Here is a 17,887-nt window from a genome sequence, read left to right on the forward strand (position 1 = left end):
ACCCCGGGCGACCGCGTCCCGGGGGGGGGGGAAGGGCGACGCACTCACCGGACGGCGGAGCCTCGCCGTCCTCGCGGCGGCCCCCTCCCGTGGAACCCGGAGTGACCCGTGCCCGGCGGGGTCGTGAGCCGACATGTGCGGCCACGGCCCCGTCGGCATGCGCGCTGCTCGGCCGTGAAGCCGCACAGTCCCCGGAACCCCCGTCGTGTGCCTTGACCGCCGCTCGGCGCTGCATGATGCTGTGTTGCGACACATGAGATGCGTGCCGTAATGAGCAACATCTGATTCGAGTCTCGACCAGCCGAGGAGTGGCCATGACGCACCAGGTGCGTGCTGTCGTCGCGCGGGGCAAGGGCGCCGCCGTCAGCCTGGAGACGATCATCGTGCCCGACCCGGGGCCGGGCGAGGCGCTGGTGAAGGTCGAGGCCTGCGGGGTCTGCCACACCGATCTGCACTATCGCGAGGGCGGCATCAACGACGACTTCCCCTTCCTGCTGGGCCATGAGGCGGCGGGCGTCGTGGAGGCGGTGGGGGAGGGCGTCACCGATGTCGCCCCCGGTGACTTCGTGATCCTCAACTGGCGCGCGGTGTGCGGTCAGTGCCGGGCGTGTCTGCGAGGACGGCCGTGGTACTGCTTCGACACCCACAACGCGAAGCAGAAGATGACCTTGCTCGACGGCACCGAGCTGTCGCCCGCGCTGGGTATCGGCGCCTTCGCGGAGAAGACGCTGGTGGCGGCGGGGCAGTGCACGAAGGTCGACCCCGCAGCGTCGGCGGCCGCCGTGGGCCTGCTGGGGTGCGGGGTGATGGCGGGCATCGGCGCCGCCATCAACACCGGCAACGTCGGACGCGGTGACACGGTCGCGGTGATCGGCTGCGGGGGCGTCGGGGACGCGGCGGTCGTGGGGGCCGGCCTCGCGGGCGCATCGCGGATCATCGCCGTCGACATCGACGACAACAAGCTGGAGACCGCCAAGAAGCTGGGCGCGACCCACACCGTCAACTCCAGGAACGCCGACCCGGTCGGGGCGATCCGCGAGCTGACCGGCGGCTTCGGCGCCGACGTCGTCATCGAGGCGGTCGGCCGCCCCGAGACCTACAAGCAGGCCTTCTACGCCCGCGACCTCGCCGGAACGGTCGTGCTCGTCGGCGTGCCCACGCCGGAGATGAAGCTCGAACTCCCCCTCCTGGACGTTTTCGGCCGCGGCGGTTCGCTGAAGTCCTCCTGGTACGGCGACTGCCTGCCCTCCCGGGACTTCCCGATGCTCGTCGACCTCTATCTGCAGGGCCGCCTGAACCTGGACGCCTTCGTCACGGAGACCATCGCCCTCGACGAGGTGGAGAAGGCCTTCGAGCGGATGCACGGCGGCGACGTCCTGCGCTCGGTGGTGGTGTTCTGATGGCCGCCCGCATCGAACACCTCGTCACCTCGGGCACGTTCTCGCTGGACGGCGGCACCTGGGACGTCGACAACAACGTGTGGATCGTCGGCGACGACGACGAGGTGATCGTCATCGACGCCGCGCACGACGCCGAGGCCATCGCGGCGGCCGTCGGCGGACGCACCCTGCGGGCGATCGTGTGCACCCATGCCCACAACGACCACATCGATGCGGCGCCCGCACTCGCGCAGCGCACCGGCGCCCCGATCCTGCTCCACCCGGACGACCTGCCGCTGTGGAAGCAGACCCACCCCGACCGCTCGCCCGACGGTGAGCTGGCCGAGGGCTGGGTCCTCGCGGTGGCCGGCGTCGAACTGACCGTGCTGCACACCCCCGGGCACGCCCCGGGTGCGGTCTGCCTCCACGCCCCCGCCCTGACGGCGCTGTTCAGCGGCGACACGCTGTTCGCCGGTGGACCCGGGGCGACGGGACGGTCGTACAGCCACTTCCCGACCATCGTCGACTCGATCCGGGACCGGCTGCTCACGCTCCCCGGCGAGACCGTCGTGCACACCGGACACGGGGACACGACCACCGTCGCCGCCGAGGCTCCGCATGTGCAGGAGTGGATCGACCGCGGTTTCTGACGCCTGCGGGCGTCCCCTATATACCCGTACATACCCGCCGTATCGGCTCGCGGTTGTCGTGAGTCGATACGGCGGGCTGTTGTTGTTCTATGTGGACTTGGTTCTGTTGTGCGCAACAAACTGATCGGCTCAGAGTGCTCTCTGAATGCCTTGACAAGGTTTCTGGCCGACCCCAGACTGATGTTGCGCTTACCGCAATCCGTTTCGCTATACGCACCGAGGTGTCATGATGATTCCCGCGTGCCGTCTCGCGGATCTCCCGCGAGGTGAGGCCCACCGGCTCGACACAGATCCGCCGGTCTCGGTGTTCCACACCGACGACGGCGAGCTCTACGCCATCGACGACACCTGCACCCACCAGGACGCCTCGCTCGCCGACGGCTGGCTGGAGGGCTGCGAGGTGGAATGCCCGCTGCACGCCTCGAAGTTCGACCTGAGGACCGGCGCGGTCGACGCCCCGCCGGCCAAGCTGCCGGTCCGGACGCACGAGGTCTTCGTCGAGGACGGCATGGTCTACGTCCGGGTGTCCACGGCGGCGCCCAACCTCCCGCCCTGCATATCCGCCCGGCTCGCCGGGGGTCCCGCGTGAGGACGGTCGCCGTGGTCGGCGCCTCGCTGGCCGGTCTGTCGGCGGCGCGCTCCCTGCGCAAGCAGGGCTACGACGGACGGCTCGTCGTCATCGGGGACGAGCTCCATCGGCCCTACGACCGGCCCCCGCTCTCCAAGGAGTTCCTGGCCGGCACCCTCGGCGAGACCGAACTCTCCCTGGAGACCGGTGACGAGGACCTGCGGGCGGAGTGGCTGCTCGGTACCCGCGCGGTCGGACTCGACCGTACGGACCGCGCGGTCCGGCTCGCCGACGGACGTGAGGTGCGTGCCGACGGCATCGTCATCGCGACCGGCGCCGCGGCCCGTACCCTCCCCGGCTCCGAGGGGCTGGCGGGAGTGCACACTCTGCGCACCCTGGACGACGCCCGCGCCCTGCGGGACGAACTGGCCCGCGGCGGACGGCTGGTGGTGATCGGCGGTGGTTTCATCGGCGCCGAGGTCGCCTCCACGGCGTACGCGCTGGGCCTGGACGTGACCGTCGTCGAGGTGGCCCCGACGCCGCTCGCGGCGCCCCTCGGGGAGACCATGGGCGCCGTCGTCTCCGCCCTCCACGCCGACCACGGGGTACGGCTGCTGTGCGGGGTGGGGGTCAAGGGGCTGAGCGGGGAGAGTCGGGTCGACGCCGTCCTGCTCGAGGACGGCCGCAGCGTCCCGGCCGACATCGTCGTCGTCGGCGTGGGCGCGCGTCCGTGCGTCGACTGGCTGGCGGGATCCGGCGTCGAGCTCGACAACGGCGTCAAGTGCGGCGCCGACGGCCGCACCACGCTGGCCGGGGTGGTCGCGGTCGGCGACTGCGCCAACTGGTACGACCCGCGCGCGGGCTTGCATCGACGTGTCGAGCACTGGACCGGCGCCCGGGAGCGGCCCGACGCCGCGATCGCCACACTGCTGGCGGGCGGCGCGCTGGAACCGGGTGTGCCCAGGCCGCCGTATTTCTGGTCCGACCAGTACGGCGTGAAGATCCAGTTCGTCGGGCACGCGGCCGCCGCCGACAGCGTGACCATCGAGGCGGGCACCGCGGACGACCGTGACGTGCTGGCCGTCTACCGGCGCGCCGGAGATCCGGTCGCCGTGCTCGGCATGAACCAGCCGCGGCTGTTCACGCGCTGGCGCAAGCAGCTCGCCACCGCGGGCTCTTGACACCGCCCCTCAGGCATCCCATGCTGCGGTTGCATATGGCACGCAGCGTTGCTCCATACAGAACACCGTCCGGAGTCGCTCTTCCCGGCGCGTGAATGACCCCTCCCTGACGTTTCCCGAGGAGTGCCCTGTGACCTCGACCGGTCTGCCGGACAGCCTGATCGCCACCCTCCCCGGCTCCTCCTACACGGATCCGCAGATCTTCGCGCAGGAGCAGGAGCGCATATTCGAGACCATGTGGTTCTGCGTCGCGCGCGCCTCCGAACTGGCCAGGCCCGGCGCCTTCCGCACCGTCGACGTCGGCCGCGAGAGCATCCTCGTCACCCGGGCGCGTGACCATTCCGTCCGCGCCTACTTCAACGTCTGCCGGCACCGTGGCGCCAAGCTCTGTACGGAGGAGTCCGGCGAGGTCAAGCGAGCCTTCCAGTGCCCGTACCACGCCTGGACCTACGGCCTCGACGGCAAACTCGTCGCGGCGCCCAACCTCACCAAGATGCCCGACATCGGCCGCACCGAGTACGGCCTGGTGAGCGTGGCCGTGCGGGAATGGCTGGGCTATGTGTGGGTGTGCCTGGCGGAGAACCCGCCGTCCTTCGAGGAGGACGTCATCGGCGAGGTCGTCTCCCGCCTCGGCGACGTGGAGTCGATCGAGCGCTACGGCATCGACAACCTGTCGGTCGGCAAGCGCATCGTCTATGACGTGAAGGCCAACTGGAAGCTCATCATCGAGAACTTCATGGAGTGCTACCACTGCGCGACCATTCACCCCGAACTCACCGAGGTGCTCCCGGAGTTCGCGGACGGCTACGCGGCGCAGTACTACGTGGGCCACGGCGCGGAGTTCGGTGAGGAGGTCCAAGGCTTCACCGTGGACGGCTCGGAGGGGCTGGACCGCATTCCGGGAGTGGCCGAGGACCAGGACCGGCGTTACTACGCGATCACCGTCAGGCCGCAGGTGTTCATCAACCTCGTCCCCGACCATGTGATCTTCCACCGGATGTACCCGGTGTCCGTCGACCGCACGATCGTCGAGTGCGACTGGCTCTACCTCCCGCACGTCGTCGAGAGCGGCAAGGACGTCAGCCGGTCCGTGGAGCTCTTCGACCGGGTCAACCGGCAGGACTTCGACGCGTGCGAACGCACACAGCCCGGGATGAGCTCCCGGATGTACGCCAAGGGTGGCGTACTGGTACCCAGTGAGCACCACATCGGTGCCTTCCATGACTGGGTGAACGAGCGTCTGGGCGCGCCCCTGGGGTGACTCAGCCCAGGTAACCCATCCGGTGGCTGATCTCCTCGGCGCCCTTGAGGAGCACCGGGGAGAGCTCGTGCAGACGCTCCTCGGTGAAGCGGTACGCGGGTCCGGAGGCGCTGAGTGCGGCGATGACCTCGCCGTCGCGGTCGCGGACCGGAGCGGCCATGGCGTGCAGGCCGATCTCCAACTCCTCGAGGGTGAAGGCGTAGCCGCGCTCCCGGGCCTCGGCGAGGTTCTTCTCGAGCTTCGTCTTCGCGGTGATGGTCCGCGCGGTGACCTTCTTCATGCCGGTCTCGCTCAGCAGCGCCGCGCGCTCCTTGGCCGGCATGTGGGCCAGCAGGATCTTGCCGCTGGACGTGGCGTGCAGCGGGGTCAGCTGGCCGACCCAGTTGTGCGCGGTGATGGCTCCCGGACCGCGCACCTGGTACAGGTTGATCGCGTAGTGCTCCTGCATGACCGCGATGTTGACGGTCTCGCCGATCTCCTCCGCGAGTCGCTCGCAGACCGGGCGGCCCTGCTGGGTGATGTCGATACGCCCGGTCACCGCGCCGGCCAGCCGCACGATGCCGAAGCCGAGACGGTACTTGCCCCGCTCGCCCGCCTGCTCCACCAGACCGCGCGCCTCCAGGGCGCCGAGCAGGCGGAACGCGGTGGACTTGTGGACGTCGATCTCGCCCGCCACCTCACTGACGCCCGCCTCGCCACGCTGGGCGAGGATCTCCAGGACGCTGATGGCGCGGTCCACGGACTGCACGCCGCCGGCTTGTGAATTCGACGTTTCTGTGTCAGTGCTGTAGTTGCTCACAGTGAAACTATACGCGTAGTAAACAACACGACTGCAAGTAACGGCACCGAAACACGGCCCCCGAAGTTGCGCCGTTCGCAACCTGGTGCGTATAACGCTACGGCGCTAGCATGCCTCGCATATCTACGGCGCGAGCGAGACGAGGCACCATGGCTCCCCTGCAATACGACTTCGTCATCGTCGGCGGCGGATCGGCCGGCAGCGCACTGGCGAACAGGCTCTCCGCTGACCCGGCGAACCGGGTGCTGGTACTGGAGGCCGGCCGGTCCGACTACCCGTGGGACGTCTTCATCCAGATGCCCGCGGCGCTGACGTATCCCATCGGCAGCCGGTTCTACGACTGGAAGTACGAGTCCGAGCCCGAGCCCCACATGGGCGGCCGCCGCGTCTACCACGCCCGCGGCAAGGTCCTGGGCGGCTCCAGCAGTATCAACGGCATGATCTTCCAGCGCGGCAACCCCCTGGACTACGAACGCTGGGCGGCCGACCCCGGCATGGAGACCTGGGACTACGCGCACTGCCTGCCGTACTTCCGGCGGATGGAGAACTGTCTCGCCGCCGACCCGGACGACGAGTTCCGCGGCCACGACGGCCCCCTCGTCCTCGAACGCGGCCCCGCCACCAACCCGCTCTTCACCGCCTTCCAGAAGGCCACCGAGGAGGCCGGCTACGCCCCCACGGACGACGTCAACGGCTACCGGCAGGAAGGCTTCGCCAAGTTCGACCGCAACGTCCACCGCGGACGCCGGCTGTCGGCCTCCAAGGCGTACCTCAAGCCGGTGCGCAAGCGCCCCAACCTCACCGTCAGGACCCGCGCCCTGGTCACCCGCGTCCTCTTCGAGGGCAAGAAGGCCGTCGGCGTCGAGTACCAGCGCGGCAAGGGCGCCCCCCAGCAGGTCCGCGCCAAGGAAGTCATCCTGTGTGGCGGCGCCATCAACTCCCCGCAACTGCTCCAGCTCTCCGGCATCGGCAACGCCGAGGAACTGCGCGCCCTCGGCATCGACGTCGTCCACGACCTCCCCGGTGTCGGCGAGAACATGCAGGACCACCTGGAGGTGTACATCCAGTACGCCTGCAAACAGCCCGTCTCCATGCAGCCCTACCTGGCGAAGTGGCGCGCCCCCTTCATCGGCCTGCAGTGGCTCTTCCGCAAGGGCCCGGCCGCCACCAACCACTTCGAGGCCGGCGGCTTCGCCCGCAGCAACGACGACGTGGACTACCCCAACCTGATGTTCCACTTCCTGCCGATCGCGGTCCGCTACGACGGCTCGGTGCCCGCGGGCGGCCACGGCTACCAGGTGCACGTCGGACCCATGTACTCCGACGCCATCGGCTCGGTGAAGATCAAGAGCAAGGACCCGCGCGAACACCCGGCCCTGCGCTTCAACTACCTCTCCACCGAGCAGGACCGCCGCGAATGGGTCGAGGCGATCCGGGTGGCCCGCAAGCTGCTCAACCAGCCCGCGCTCGCCCCCTTCAACGACGGCGAGGTCTCGCCCGGGCCGTCGGTGGAGAGCGACGAGGAGATCCTGGCCTGGGTCGCCAAGGACGGCGAGACCGCGCTGCACCCGTCCTGCACCTGCAAGATGGGCACCGACGAGATGTCCGTCGTCGACCCCGCCAGCATGCGCGTGCACGGGGTGGAGGGCCTGCGGGTCGTCGACGCGTCGGTGATGCCGTACGTCACCAACGGCAACATCTACGCCCCCGTGATGATGGTCGCCGAGAAGGCCGCCGACCTCATCCTCGGCAAGGAACCGCTCGCGCCCTCGAAGGCCGTGTTCTACCGCCACCGCGACGCCCAGAAGCAGGCGGGATAGACGTTGGCCGCCACAGGGCTACGGGCGCTGCTGGACAGCGTCCGCTACGAGGTGCTGCCCGCCGGGGCGACCGAGGACAAGGTCCTCGCCCATGTGCCGCGCGACGTCGTCGTCACCGTGACGGCGTCGCCGGTCAAGGGCCTGGAACCGACCCTCGCCCTGACCGAGCGGCTCGCGGCGCACGGCCACCGGGTGGTCCCGCACGTGCCCGCGCGGCTGCTGCGCGACGAGGTCCATCTGAAAGAGGTCGCCGACCGGCTGCGCGAGTGCGGAGTCGACGACGTCTTCGTCCCGGCGGGGGACGCCGATCCGCCCGCCGGCGCCTACGAGGGCGCGCTGCCGGTGCTGCGCGCCCTGGGCGAGCTGGGCAGCCCGTTCGCACGGGTCGGCGTCACCGGCTACCCCGAGAGCCATCCCCTCATCCACGACGACATCACCATCCAGTCGATGTGGGACAAGCGCGAGCACGCCACGTACGTCGTGAGCAACCTCTGCTTCGATCCACGGGTCCTGGGGGAGTGGATCGTCCGGCTGCGGAGCCGCGGCGTCACCCTGCCGGTGTATGTGGGCGTCGCCGGGCCCGTGCAGCGGGCCAAACTGCTGGCCATGGCGACGAAGATCGGCGTGGGGGAGTCGACACGCTTCCTGACGAAGCACCCCTCCTGGTTCGTGCGGTTCGCGGCACCCGGCGGATACGCGCCCGAACGGCTGCTGGCCCGGGCCGAACAGGCCCTCACCGCGCCCTCGGCGGGCGTGGCCGGGCTGCACCTGTTCACGTTCAACCAGATCGCCGAGACGGAGCGGTGGCGTCGCGAGCTGCGCGACCGGCTGGACGGCTGACCGACTCGCATACAAAGGGGGCGGGGCCGTAATCCGGCCCCGCCCCCTTTGTATGCGAGTCGGTCAGCGGAAGACGACCGTGCGGTTGTCGTCCACCATCACCCGGCTCTCGCTGTGCCACTTCACCGCGTGCGCGAGGACCTGTGCCTCCACGTCGCGTCCGACCGTGACCAGGTCGCCGGGGTCCAGGGAGTGGTCCACCCGGATCACGTCCTGCTCGATGATCTGGCCCTCGTCCAGGTCCGGGGTCACATAGTGCGCCGTCGCGCCGACCAGCTTCACTCCGCGCTGGTAGGCCTGGTCGTAGGGTCGGGCCCCCTTGAAACTGGGGAGGAAGGAGTGGTGGATGTTGATGGCGCGGCCCTCGAGCTGCTTGCACAGGTCGTCGGAGAGGATCTGCATGTACCGGGCCAGCACGACCAGGTCGACGTCCAGGTCGCGCACCAGCTCCAGCAGGCGCGCCTCGGCCTGGTCCTTGGTGTCCCGGGTGACGGGGACGTGGTGGAAGGGGATGCCGTAGGTCTCCGCGAGCCCTTCGAAGTCCCGGTGATTGGAGACGATCGCGGGGATCTCGATGTTGAGGGAGGCGGTGCGCTTGCGGAACAGCAGGTCGTTGAGGCAGTGGCCGAACTTGGACACCATGATCAGCGTCCGGGTCGGGGTCGAGGCGTCGCTCAGCGCCCAGGTGATCCCGTAGGCCTGGGCGACCGGACCGAACCGGTAACGCAGATGTTCCAGATCGGCGTTCGGATCGGAAACGTCGAAGTGGACCCTCATGAAGAACCGGCCCTGAAGTCGGTTGTCGAACTGCTGGCTTTCCAGGATGTTTCCGGAGTTCCTGACGAGAAAGCCGCTCACGGCGTGGACCAGTCCGGCGCTGTCGGGACACGAGAGGGTGAGGACGTACTCACGGCCTGGTTGTGGGCGAGGGGACATGGGCGGCCTCCGTTGGTGCGTATTGCACAACAAGGTGAGCGATACGCAACATGGTCGGCTCGGTGCAGCCCGCGGTCAAGGGTGGTCGGGCAAGTGGTCTCAAGGTGAGAACGGCATAGGCGAACCCCTTGACGTCTGTCCGGACATTCGCCACTGTGTTCCACCACAAGCAATTGGGTGCATGATGCGCAACGAATTTCTGTTGAAAGGCTCGGCGCGTGGCAGACCTGTATGTGGCTGGCGAATGGCGGGATCCGGTGGCCGGCGGGCACCGGGAGATCCGATGTCCCGCTGACGGCTCCCTCGCGGCGACCGTCTCGGAAGGGACACGCCCCGACACCGAAGCGGCGATCGCCGCCGCCCGCCGCGCCTTCGACGAAGGCCCCTGGCCCGCCACCCCCGAACGCGAGCGCGGCGCGCTGCTGCTGCGGACCGCCGACATCCTCGAGCGCGACGCCAAGGAGTTCGCCCGCGCCGAGTCGCTGGACACCGGCAAGCGGCTGGTGGAGAGCGAGTACGACATCGCCGACGTCGTCTCCTGCTTCCGCTACTACGGCGGGCTCGGCGGCACCGACGCCGGCCGTGCGATCGACACCGGCCGCGGCGACGCCGTCAGTCGTGTCGTGTACGAGCCGGTCGGCGTGTGTGGTCTGATCACTCCGTGGAACTACCCTTTGCTGCAAGCCAGTTGGAAGGTCGCCCCGGCTCTGCTGGCCGGCAACACGATCGTCCTCAAGCCCAGCGAACTCACCCCCTCCACCTCGATCCTGCTGATCAAGGCGCTCGAGGAGGCAGGCATCCCGGCCGGCGCCGCCAATCTCGTCCTGGGCACCGGCCCCGAGGTGGGCGCACCGCTCTCCGAGCACCCGGCCGTCGACATGGTCTCCTTCACCGGAGGCCTGGAGACCGGCAAGCGCATCATGGCGACCGCCGCGGCGGGCGTGAAGAAGGTGGCGCTGGAACTCGGCGGCAAGAACCCCAACGTGGTCTTCGCCGACGCCGACTTCGAAACGGCCGTCGACTTCGCCCTCACCGCCGTCTTCCTGCACTCCGGGCAGGTCTGCTCGGCCGGCGCCCGGCTGATCGTCGAGGACTCCCTGCACGACGCCTTCGTCGACGAGGTCGTCCGCCGCGCCCGTCTGATCCGACTCGGCGGGCCCTTCGACCCCGATGCGGAGACCGGCGCGCTGATCTCCGCACAGCACCTGGAGAAGGTCGAGGCGTACGTCGCCGCGGGCCTCGCCGAGGGCGCCGTACTGCGCTGCGGCGGTGCGCGCCCCGACGACCCGGCCCTCGCGGATGGCCACTACTACCCGCCGACCGTGCTCGACGAGTGCCGGCAGGACATGCGGGTGGTGCACGAGGAGTCCTTCGGACCCGTGCTCACCGTGGAGCGGTTCACCGACGAGGACGACGCCGTACGCATCGCCAACGACACCGAGTACGGACTCGCCGGAGCCGTGTGGACACAGGACGCCGGCAAGGCCCAGCGGGTCGCCCGGCGGCTGCGGCACGGCACGGTGTGGATCAACGACTACCACCCCTATGTGCCGCAAGCGGAATGGGGTGGCTTCGGACACTCGGGCGTGGGCCGGGAACTGGGACCGACCGGCCTGAACGAGTACCGAGAGCCCAAGCACATCTGGCAGAACATCCAACCCCGGCCGCAGCGCTGGTTCAGCGGCTGAACGCCGAAAGAAGGTCGAACGTGACCACACAGACCGAGGTGCCACCGCGGCGCGGCACGCCCCAGGACTCGGGCCCCACCCCGGTCATATCCGTGCGCCGGCTGTGGAAGGTGTTCGGGCCGAAAGCGGACCAGGTGCCGGACTCCGAAGAGCTGCGCGGCCTGACCCGCCGCGAACTCATGGACCGCACCGGGTGCACCGCCGCCGTACGCGACGTCCACTTCGACGTCTCGCCCGGTGAGGTGTTCGTCGTCATGGGTCTGTCGGGATCCGGCAAGTCCACTCTGGTGCGATGTCTCACCCGGCTGATCGAACCCACCGCCGGCGAGATCGTCTTCGAGGGCGAGGACATCCGCAAGGCCGACGACCGGCGGCTGCGCGACCTGCGGCGCCGCAAGTTCTCCATGGTCTTCCAGCACTTCGGTCTGCTGCCCCACCGCCGCGTCGTCGACAACGTGTCGTTCGGCCTGGAGATCCGCGGCATGAGCAGGGCCGAGCGGAACAAGCGGGCTCTTGAGGTCGTCGAACTCGTCGGCCTCTCGGGCTACGAGAACTCCTACCCCGACCAGCTCTCCGGCGGGATGCAGCAACGCGTGGGCCTGGCCCGGGCATTGGCGGGCGACCCCGACGTCCTCTTCTTCGACGAACCGTTCTCCGCGCTCGACCCGCTGATCCGCCGTGACATGCAGAACGAGGTCATCCGGCTGCACCACGAGGTCGGCAAGACGATGGTGTTCATCACCCACGACCTCTCCGAGGCCCTCAAGCTGGGCGACCGCATCCTCATCATGCGCGACGGCAAGATGGTCCAGTGCGGCACCGGCGACGAACTCGTCGGCGCCCCCGCCGACGACTACGTACGCGAGTTCGTGAAGGACGTACCGCGCGGCGATGTGCTCACCCTGCGGTGGATCATGCGCCCGCCGGCGGACGGCGACGAACTGGACGGACCCGAACTGGGCCCGGACGTCGTGGTCAAGGAGGCCACCCGGGCGGTGCTCGCGGCCGACAAGCCGGTCAAGGTCGTGGAGAACGGCAAGCTGCTCGGCATCGTCGGCGACGAGGAGATCCTCGCGGTGGTCGCCGGGCAGGAAGGCGGCGTGTAATGACCGTCGTCATGGAGAAACCGGAGAAGACCGGGGCCGTGGAGGAGCCGGCGCCCGTCAAACCCGTGCGCAGGGTCAGCCGGTCCATGGTGGTCGCGGCGATCCTCGTCGTCTGGCTGGTGCTCTTCGCCGTACTGCGCGGCAAGCAGACCCTCACGCTGGCGGCGGCCGACCTGACCGATCTGCACCGGTGGTTCAACGACGTCAACGACTCCATCGGCGCGAACCGCAACTCCAACCCGCTCTTCCTGTACTTCTTCAACGAGATCCGCCTGGTCAACGACACCCTGGTGACCTTCGTACAGGAGCTGATCTCCCAGCCGACCGGCGACCGCCCCGTCCCGCAGATCGGCTGGCTCGGCGTCGTCGGCATCGTGGGCTTCGGCTCCTGGGCCGTCGGCAACTGGCGGGTCGCGCTCCTCGCGGTGGCCGGCTTCACCTTCCTGGGCCTGCAGGGCCTGTGGCAGGAGAGCATGGACACCCTGGCGCTCACCGTCTCCGCGGTCTGCGTGGCGCTGCTCTTCGCGATCCCGCTGGGCGTATGGGCGGGGCTGTCCGACCGGTTCAACCGGATCGTGACGCCCTTCCTGGACCTCATGCAGACGATGCCGACCTTCGTCTACCTGGCCCCCCTGACCCTGTTCTTCCAGATCGGCCCGGCCTCGGCCACGATCGCCACGCTGATCTACGCGGCGCCGCCGACGATCCGCATCACCGCGCACGGCATCCGCTCCGTGCCGCACACCACGGTCGAGGCGGCCGACTCGCTCGGCGCCACCCGGCGGCAGTCCCTGACGAAGGTGCTGCTGCCGATGTCCAAGCGGACCGTGGTGATGGGCGTCAACCAGACCATCATGGCCGCCCTGGCCATGGTGACCATCGCCGCCCTGATCGACGCGCCAGGCCTCGGCAAGACCGTCCTGCAGGCACTCCAGTCGCTGGATGTCGGCACCGCCTTCAACGCGGGCCTGGCCATCGTCGTCCTGGCGATCGTGCTGGACCGCGTCACCACCGCGGCGAGCACCCGCGCGGAGGCGGCGCGGCGCTCCAAGAACCGCTTCCTGGCCTGGCGGCGCCCGCTGCTGGGCGTGGGCGCGGTGGTCACGGCGGTGCTGATCTATCTCTCGCACACCTATCTGTGGGCGGCGGAGTTCCCCGGCGAGGGAGGCACGGGCAGCGCCATCCGCAGCGGCGCGGACAACGTGACCACCTGGGCGCAGGACAACCTGTCGGGCGTGACCAACGCGTTCCGCGACGCCATCACCAACGGCCTGCTCAACCCGTTCCAGTCGCTGCTCACCGACTCCCCGTGGTGGCTAGTCGGAGCCGCCCTCATCGGGATCGGCGTCGTCCTCGGCGGATGGCGGGCCGGCATCACCACGGCGGTGTGTGTAGGGCTGCTCGTCGGCACCGGGGTGTGGTCGGACAGCATGACGACCCTCGCGTCGACCGCCGTTGCCACGGTGCTGGTGATGCTCCTCGGCATCTGCTTCGGCGTCTGGATGGGCCGCAGTGCCCTGGCGGACCGGCTGCTGCGGCCCACGCTGGACGCGGCACAGGTCATGCCGCCGTTCGTCTATCTCGTCCCGTTCCTCGCGCTGTTCGGCGCGACCCGCTTCACCGCGATCGTCGCGGCCGTCGTCTACGCCGCCCCCGTCGCCATGAAGATCATCGCGGACGGCGTGCGGAACGTGCCCGCCACCACCGTGGAGGCGGCCACCTCCGCCGGATGCAACACCTGGCAGATCATCACCAAGGTCCAGCTGCCGATGGCACGCAGCGCCCTGACCCTCGCGACCAACCAGGGCCTGATCTACGTGCTGTCGATGGTCGTGGTGGGCGGCCTGGTGGGCGCGGGGGCCCTCGGCTACGACGTCGTGGCCGGATTCTCGCAGGGCCAGTTGTACGGGAAGGGGCTCGCCGCGGGGCTCGCCATCGTCCTTCTCGGTGTCATGTTCGACCGGATCACTCAGGCAGCGGCTCGCCGCACCTCCGCATAAGGAGCACCACACCATGGCAAGACAATGGCGGGCCGGCGCGGCCGGCGTGGCGATACTCGGCCTCACCCTCACGGCCTGCGGCGGCGCGAAGGTCGGCGACGACTCCGCGGGATCCGGTGAGTCCGGCAAGTGCGGCACCTTCAACCTCGCGGTCAACCCGTGGGTCGGCTACGAGGCGGACGCGGCCGTCCTCGCCTACGTCGCGCAGAACGACCTCGGTTGCAAGGTCAACTCCAAGGACCTGAAGGAAGAGATCGCCTGGCAGGGCTTCGGGACGGGCGAGGTCGACGCCGTCGTGGAGAACTGGGGCCACCCCGACCTGAAGAAGAAGTACATCACCGACCAGAAGACCGCCGTGGAGGCCGGCTCGACCGGCAACAAGGGCATCATCGGCTGGTACGTGCCGCCGTGGCTGGCCAAGGCGCACCCCGACATCCTCGACTACGAGAACCTCAACAAGTACGCGTCGAAGTTCAAGACCTCCGAGTCGGGCGGCAAGGGCCAGCTCCTCGACGGCGACCCGTCGTACGTCACCAACGACGAGGCCCTGGTGAAGAACCTGAAGCTGGACTTCAAGGTGGTGTACGCGGGCAGCGAGACCGCGCTCATCCAGGCCTTCCGCAAGGCGGAGAAGAACAAGGAATGGGTGATCGGCTACTTCTACGAGCCGCAGTGGTTCTTGTCCGAGGTGCCGCTGAAGAAGGTCGAGCTGCCCGCGTACAAGGACGGCTGCGACGCCGATGCGGAGAAGGTCGCCTGCGACTACCCCGTATACGACCTGGACAAGATCGTCAGCGCCAAGTTCGCCAAGTCCGGCAGCCCCGCCTATGACCTGGTGAAGAACTTCAACTGGACCAACGACGACCAGAACGTCGTGGCGAAGTACATCGCGGTCGACAAGATGACCCCCGAGGCGGCCGCCAAGAAGTGGGTCGAGGCCAACCGCGGCAAGGTGGACGCCTGGCTCAAGTAGCCCCGGCGAACCAGGAGTCGACGACCGGTCGGACATGCCCGGTGGACGGTGCGCACCCCGCGCGCACCGTCCACCGGGCATTGCCGTGTCACGCCCTGTTTTCCGAGGTCCCGGCCCCCTTGACACCCACCTGCACGGAAGGCACATTGAGTTGCGCAACCTGAGTCACGTTGCGTAGACAGCAACTCGATCGGCTCGGCTGGTCAACAATCCGGAGGTGCGGCGATGGCGGGACCCCGAGTGGTCATCATCGGAGCGGGCGTCGTGGGAGCGGCCCTCGCGGACGAGATCTCCGCACGCGGCTGGACCGAGGTGACGGTGGTCGACCAGGGCCCGCTGCCCGCCACCGGAGGGTCCTCCTCGCACGCCCCGGGGCTGGTCTTCCAGACGAACTCCTCCAAGACCATGACCGAGCTGGCCCGCTACACCGTCGAGAAGTTCTGCTCCCTCGACGTGGACGGCAAGCCCTGCTTCCTCCAGGTCGGCGGCCTCGAGGTGGCGACCACCCCCGAGCGCCTGGTGGAACTGCGGCGCCGACACGGCTGGATCACCGCCTGGGGCGTCGAGAGCAGGCTGCTGAGCGCCGACGAGTGCGTCGAGCAGCACCCCCTGGTCAACCGGGACAAGGTCCTGGGCGGGCTGCTGGTCCCGACGGACGGCCTCGCCAAGGCCGTCCTCGCCGTCGAGGCGCAGATCCGCCGGGCCACCGAACGCGGCGTCCGCTTCCTGGCCCGCCACGAGGTCCTCGACGTCCAGCAGAGCGAGGGCCGCGTCACCGGCGTCCTCACCGACCAGGGCGAGATCCCCGCCGACATCGTCGTGTGCTGCGCCGGCATCTGGGGCCCGAAGATCGCCCGCATGGCCGGCATGAACCTCCCGCTGACCCCGCTCGCCCACCAGCTCGCCTGGACCGGCCCGGTACCGGCGCTCGCCGGCCAGACCGAGGAGGCCGTCCGCCCGATCCTGCGCCACCAGGACGCCGACCTCTACTACCGCGACCGCTTCGACGCCATCGGCATCGGCTACTACGGCCACCGCCCGATGCCCATCACGGCCGACGACATCCTCTCCGTCGACGAGGCCGACGACATGCCGTCCGTCCTGAAGTTCACCGAGGAGGACTTCGAGCCGGCCTGGACCGAGACCCAGTCCCTGCTCCCCGCGACGAAGGACGCCAAGGTCGAGGAGGGCATCAACGGCCTCTTCTCCTTCACCACCGACAACTTCCCGCTGCTCGGCGAGTCCCAGGACGTCAAGGGCTTCTGGGTCGCCGAGGCGGTCTGGGTCACCCACTCCGCGGGCGTCGGCCGCGCGATGGCCGAATGGCTGGTGGACGGCCACTGCTCGTCCTTCGACCTGCACGAGTGCGACGTCAACCGCTTCGAGCCGCACCAGCTCGCCCCGGAATACGTGCTGGCCCGCGACTGCCAGAACTTCGTCGAGGTCTACGACATCCTCCACCCCCTCCAGCCCTCCGGCCACCCGCGCCCGATCCGCAAGAGCCCCTTCCACGCCCGCCAGGAGGAGCACGGCGCCTTCTTCCTGGAGGCGAACGGCTGGGAGCGCCCCCAGTGGTACGAGGCCAACGCGGGCCTGGTCGAGGGCCGTTCCATCCCCACGCCCAACGACTGGGCCGCGCGGTACTGGTCGCCCATCGTCGGCGCCGAGGCCCAGGTCACCCGCGAGACCGTCGCGATGTACGACATGACGGCCCTCAAGCGCCTGGAGGTCGCCGGACCCGGTGCCGCGGACTTCCTGGAGGGGCTGGTCACCGGCAAGGTCGCCAAGTCGGTCGGCTCGGTGACGTACACCCTGGTGCTGGACCACGACGGCGGCATCCGCAGCGACATCACCGTCGCCCGCCTCGCCCGCGACCTCTTCCAGATCGGCGCCAACGGCAACCTCGACCTCGACTGGCTCACCCGCCGCCTCCCCGCCGACGGCACCGTCCAGGTCCGCGACATCACCCCCGGCACCTGCTGCATCGGCCTGTGGGGTCCGTTGGCCCGCAAGGTCCTCCAGCCCCTGACGGACGAGGACTTCAGCAACGACGGCCTGAAGTACTTCCGCGCCAAGCGCGCCTACATCGGCAGTGTCCCGGTCACTGCGATGCGCCTGTCCTACGTCGGCGAACTCGGTTGGGAGCTCTACACCACCGCCGATCAGGGCCAGAAACTCTGGGACACCCTCTGGCAGGCCGCGCAGCCCCTCGGCGGGATCATCGCGGGCCGCGGCGCCTTCAACAGCCTCCGCCTGGAGAAGGGCTACCGCTCCTTCGGCACCGACATGACCTACGAGCACGACGCCTACGAGGCCGGCGTCGGCTTCGCCGTCAAGCTCGACAAGGGCGACTTCATCGGCAAGGAGGCTTTGGAGCGCCGCAAGGAGAACGTGCGGCGCAGGCTGACCTGCCTCACCGTCGACGACCCGCAGGCGGTCGTCCTCGGCAAGGAGCCGGTGTACGACGGGGACCGCGCGGTGGGCTACGTCACCAGCGCCTCCTACGGCTACACGATCGGCAAGGGCATCGCCTACGCCTGGCTGCCCGCCGAACTCGCCGCCCCGGGCACCACCGTGCACATCGGCTACTTCGACCAGCGCGTCGAGGCCGTCGTCGCCGAGGAGCCCCTGTTCGACCCCACCATGTCCCGCCTCCGTGGCTGACCTGCCGCGTCGGCTTCGACAG

At 69.3% G+C, this 17,887-nt stretch carries 14 protein-coding genes; 12 read left to right on the forward strand and 2 right to left on the reverse strand.

Features of this window, described 5'->3' with window-relative positions; translation table 11 throughout:
* Window positions 1-314 precede the first annotated feature (314 nt).
* From OG381_RS42940 to OG381_RS42960, 5 genes are all read left to right on the forward strand, one after another.
* Window positions 315-1,400: an S-(hydroxymethyl)mycothiol dehydrogenase gene (locus OG381_RS42940; RefSeq protein WP_327721390.1), complete on the forward strand. Its 1,086-nt coding sequence runs from the start codon at window positions 315-317 to the stop codon at window positions 1,398-1,400.
* On the forward strand, window positions 1,400-2,029 hold the full coding sequence (locus tag OG381_RS42945; RefSeq protein WP_327721391.1) for an MBL fold metallo-hydrolase: 630 nt from the start codon (window positions 1,400-1,402) through the stop codon (window positions 2,027-2,029). The genes OG381_RS42940 and OG381_RS42945 overlap by 1 nt, the downstream gene beginning before the upstream one ends.
* Before the next feature lie 226 nt (window positions 2,030-2,255).
* A complete protein-coding gene (locus OG381_RS42950) occupies window positions 2,256-2,618 on the forward strand; it encodes a bifunctional 3-phenylpropionate/cinnamic acid dioxygenase ferredoxin subunit (protein WP_307022349.1) in 363 nt (120 codons plus the stop codon).
* A complete protein-coding gene (locus OG381_RS42955; protein WP_327721394.1) occupies window positions 2,615-3,778 on the forward strand; it encodes an NAD(P)/FAD-dependent oxidoreductase in 1,164 nt (387 codons plus the stop codon). The genes OG381_RS42950 and OG381_RS42955 overlap by 4 nt, the downstream gene beginning before the upstream one ends.
* Before the next feature lie 130 nt (window positions 3,779-3,908).
* Window positions 3,909-5,039: an aromatic ring-hydroxylating oxygenase subunit alpha gene (locus OG381_RS42960; protein WP_327721395.1), complete on the forward strand. Its 1,131-nt coding sequence runs from the start codon at window positions 3,909-3,911 to the stop codon at window positions 5,037-5,039.
* 1 nt (window position 5,040) lies between these two features.
* Here the strand turns inward: OG381_RS42960 and OG381_RS42965 are convergent, their stop codons facing one another.
* On the reverse strand, window positions 5,041-5,787 hold the full coding sequence (locus tag OG381_RS42965) for an IclR family transcriptional regulator (RefSeq protein ID WP_327721396.1): 747 nt from the start codon (window positions 5,785-5,787) through the stop codon (window positions 5,041-5,043).
* A gap of 200 nt (window positions 5,788-5,987) precedes the next feature.
* Between OG381_RS42965 and betA the strand changes: the two genes are divergently transcribed.
* The gene (betA, locus tag OG381_RS42970) at window positions 5,988-7,658 is read left to right on the forward strand and encodes a choline dehydrogenase (protein WP_327721397.1); all 1,671 of its coding nucleotides are present in this window, start codon (window positions 5,988-5,990) and stop codon (window positions 7,656-7,658) included.
* A 3-nt stretch (window positions 7,659-7,661) separates the two neighbouring features.
* Window positions 7,662-8,498 carry a 5,10-methylenetetrahydrofolate reductase gene (locus OG381_RS42975; RefSeq protein ID WP_327721398.1) on the forward strand — a complete coding sequence of 279 codons (837 nt, stop codon included), beginning with the start codon at window positions 7,662-7,664 and terminating at the stop codon, window positions 8,496-8,498.
* Window positions 8,499-8,561: 63 nt separating this feature from the next.
* Here the strand turns inward: OG381_RS42975 and purU are convergent, their stop codons facing one another.
* A complete protein-coding gene (purU, locus tag OG381_RS42980; protein ID WP_327721399.1) occupies window positions 8,562-9,434 on the reverse strand; it encodes a formyltetrahydrofolate deformylase in 873 nt (290 codons plus the stop codon).
* A 218-nt stretch (window positions 9,435-9,652) separates the two neighbouring features.
* Here purU and OG381_RS42985 point away from each other — a divergent pair, with 218 nt between their 5' ends.
* The 5 genes from OG381_RS42985 to OG381_RS43005 all read left to right on the forward strand — a co-directional run bounded on the left by OG381_RS42985 (window position 9,653) and on the right by OG381_RS43005 (window position 17,865).
* Window positions 9,653-11,122 carry an aldehyde dehydrogenase family protein gene (locus tag OG381_RS42985; RefSeq protein WP_327721400.1) on the forward strand — a complete coding sequence of 490 codons (1,470 nt, stop codon included), beginning with the start codon at window positions 9,653-9,655 and terminating at the stop codon, window positions 11,120-11,122.
* A gap of 20 nt (window positions 11,123-11,142) precedes the next feature.
* A complete protein-coding gene (locus OG381_RS42990) occupies window positions 11,143-12,228 on the forward strand; it encodes a quaternary amine ABC transporter ATP-binding protein (protein ID WP_327721401.1) in 1,086 nt (361 codons plus the stop codon).
* Window positions 12,228-14,228, forward strand: a complete 2,001-nt coding sequence (locus OG381_RS42995) for an ABC transporter permease (protein WP_327721402.1) — start codon at window positions 12,228-12,230, stop codon at window positions 14,226-14,228. The genes OG381_RS42990 and OG381_RS42995 overlap by 1 nt, the downstream gene beginning before the upstream one ends.
* A 13-nt stretch (window positions 14,229-14,241) precedes the next feature.
* A complete protein-coding gene (locus OG381_RS43000) occupies window positions 14,242-15,201 on the forward strand; it encodes an ABC transporter substrate-binding protein (protein ID WP_327721403.1) in 960 nt (319 codons plus the stop codon).
* A gap of 225 nt (window positions 15,202-15,426) precedes the next feature.
* Window positions 15,427-17,865: a GcvT family protein gene (locus tag OG381_RS43005; protein ID WP_327721404.1), complete on the forward strand. Its 2,439-nt coding sequence runs from the start codon at window positions 15,427-15,429 to the stop codon at window positions 17,863-17,865.
* The last annotated feature ends 22 nt before the right edge of the window (window positions 17,866-17,887 follow it).

Source organism: Streptomyces sp. NBC_00490, assembly GCF_036013645.1.
Classification (GTDB): domain Bacteria; phylum Actinomycetota; class Actinomycetes; order Streptomycetales; family Streptomycetaceae; genus Streptomyces; species Streptomyces canus_F.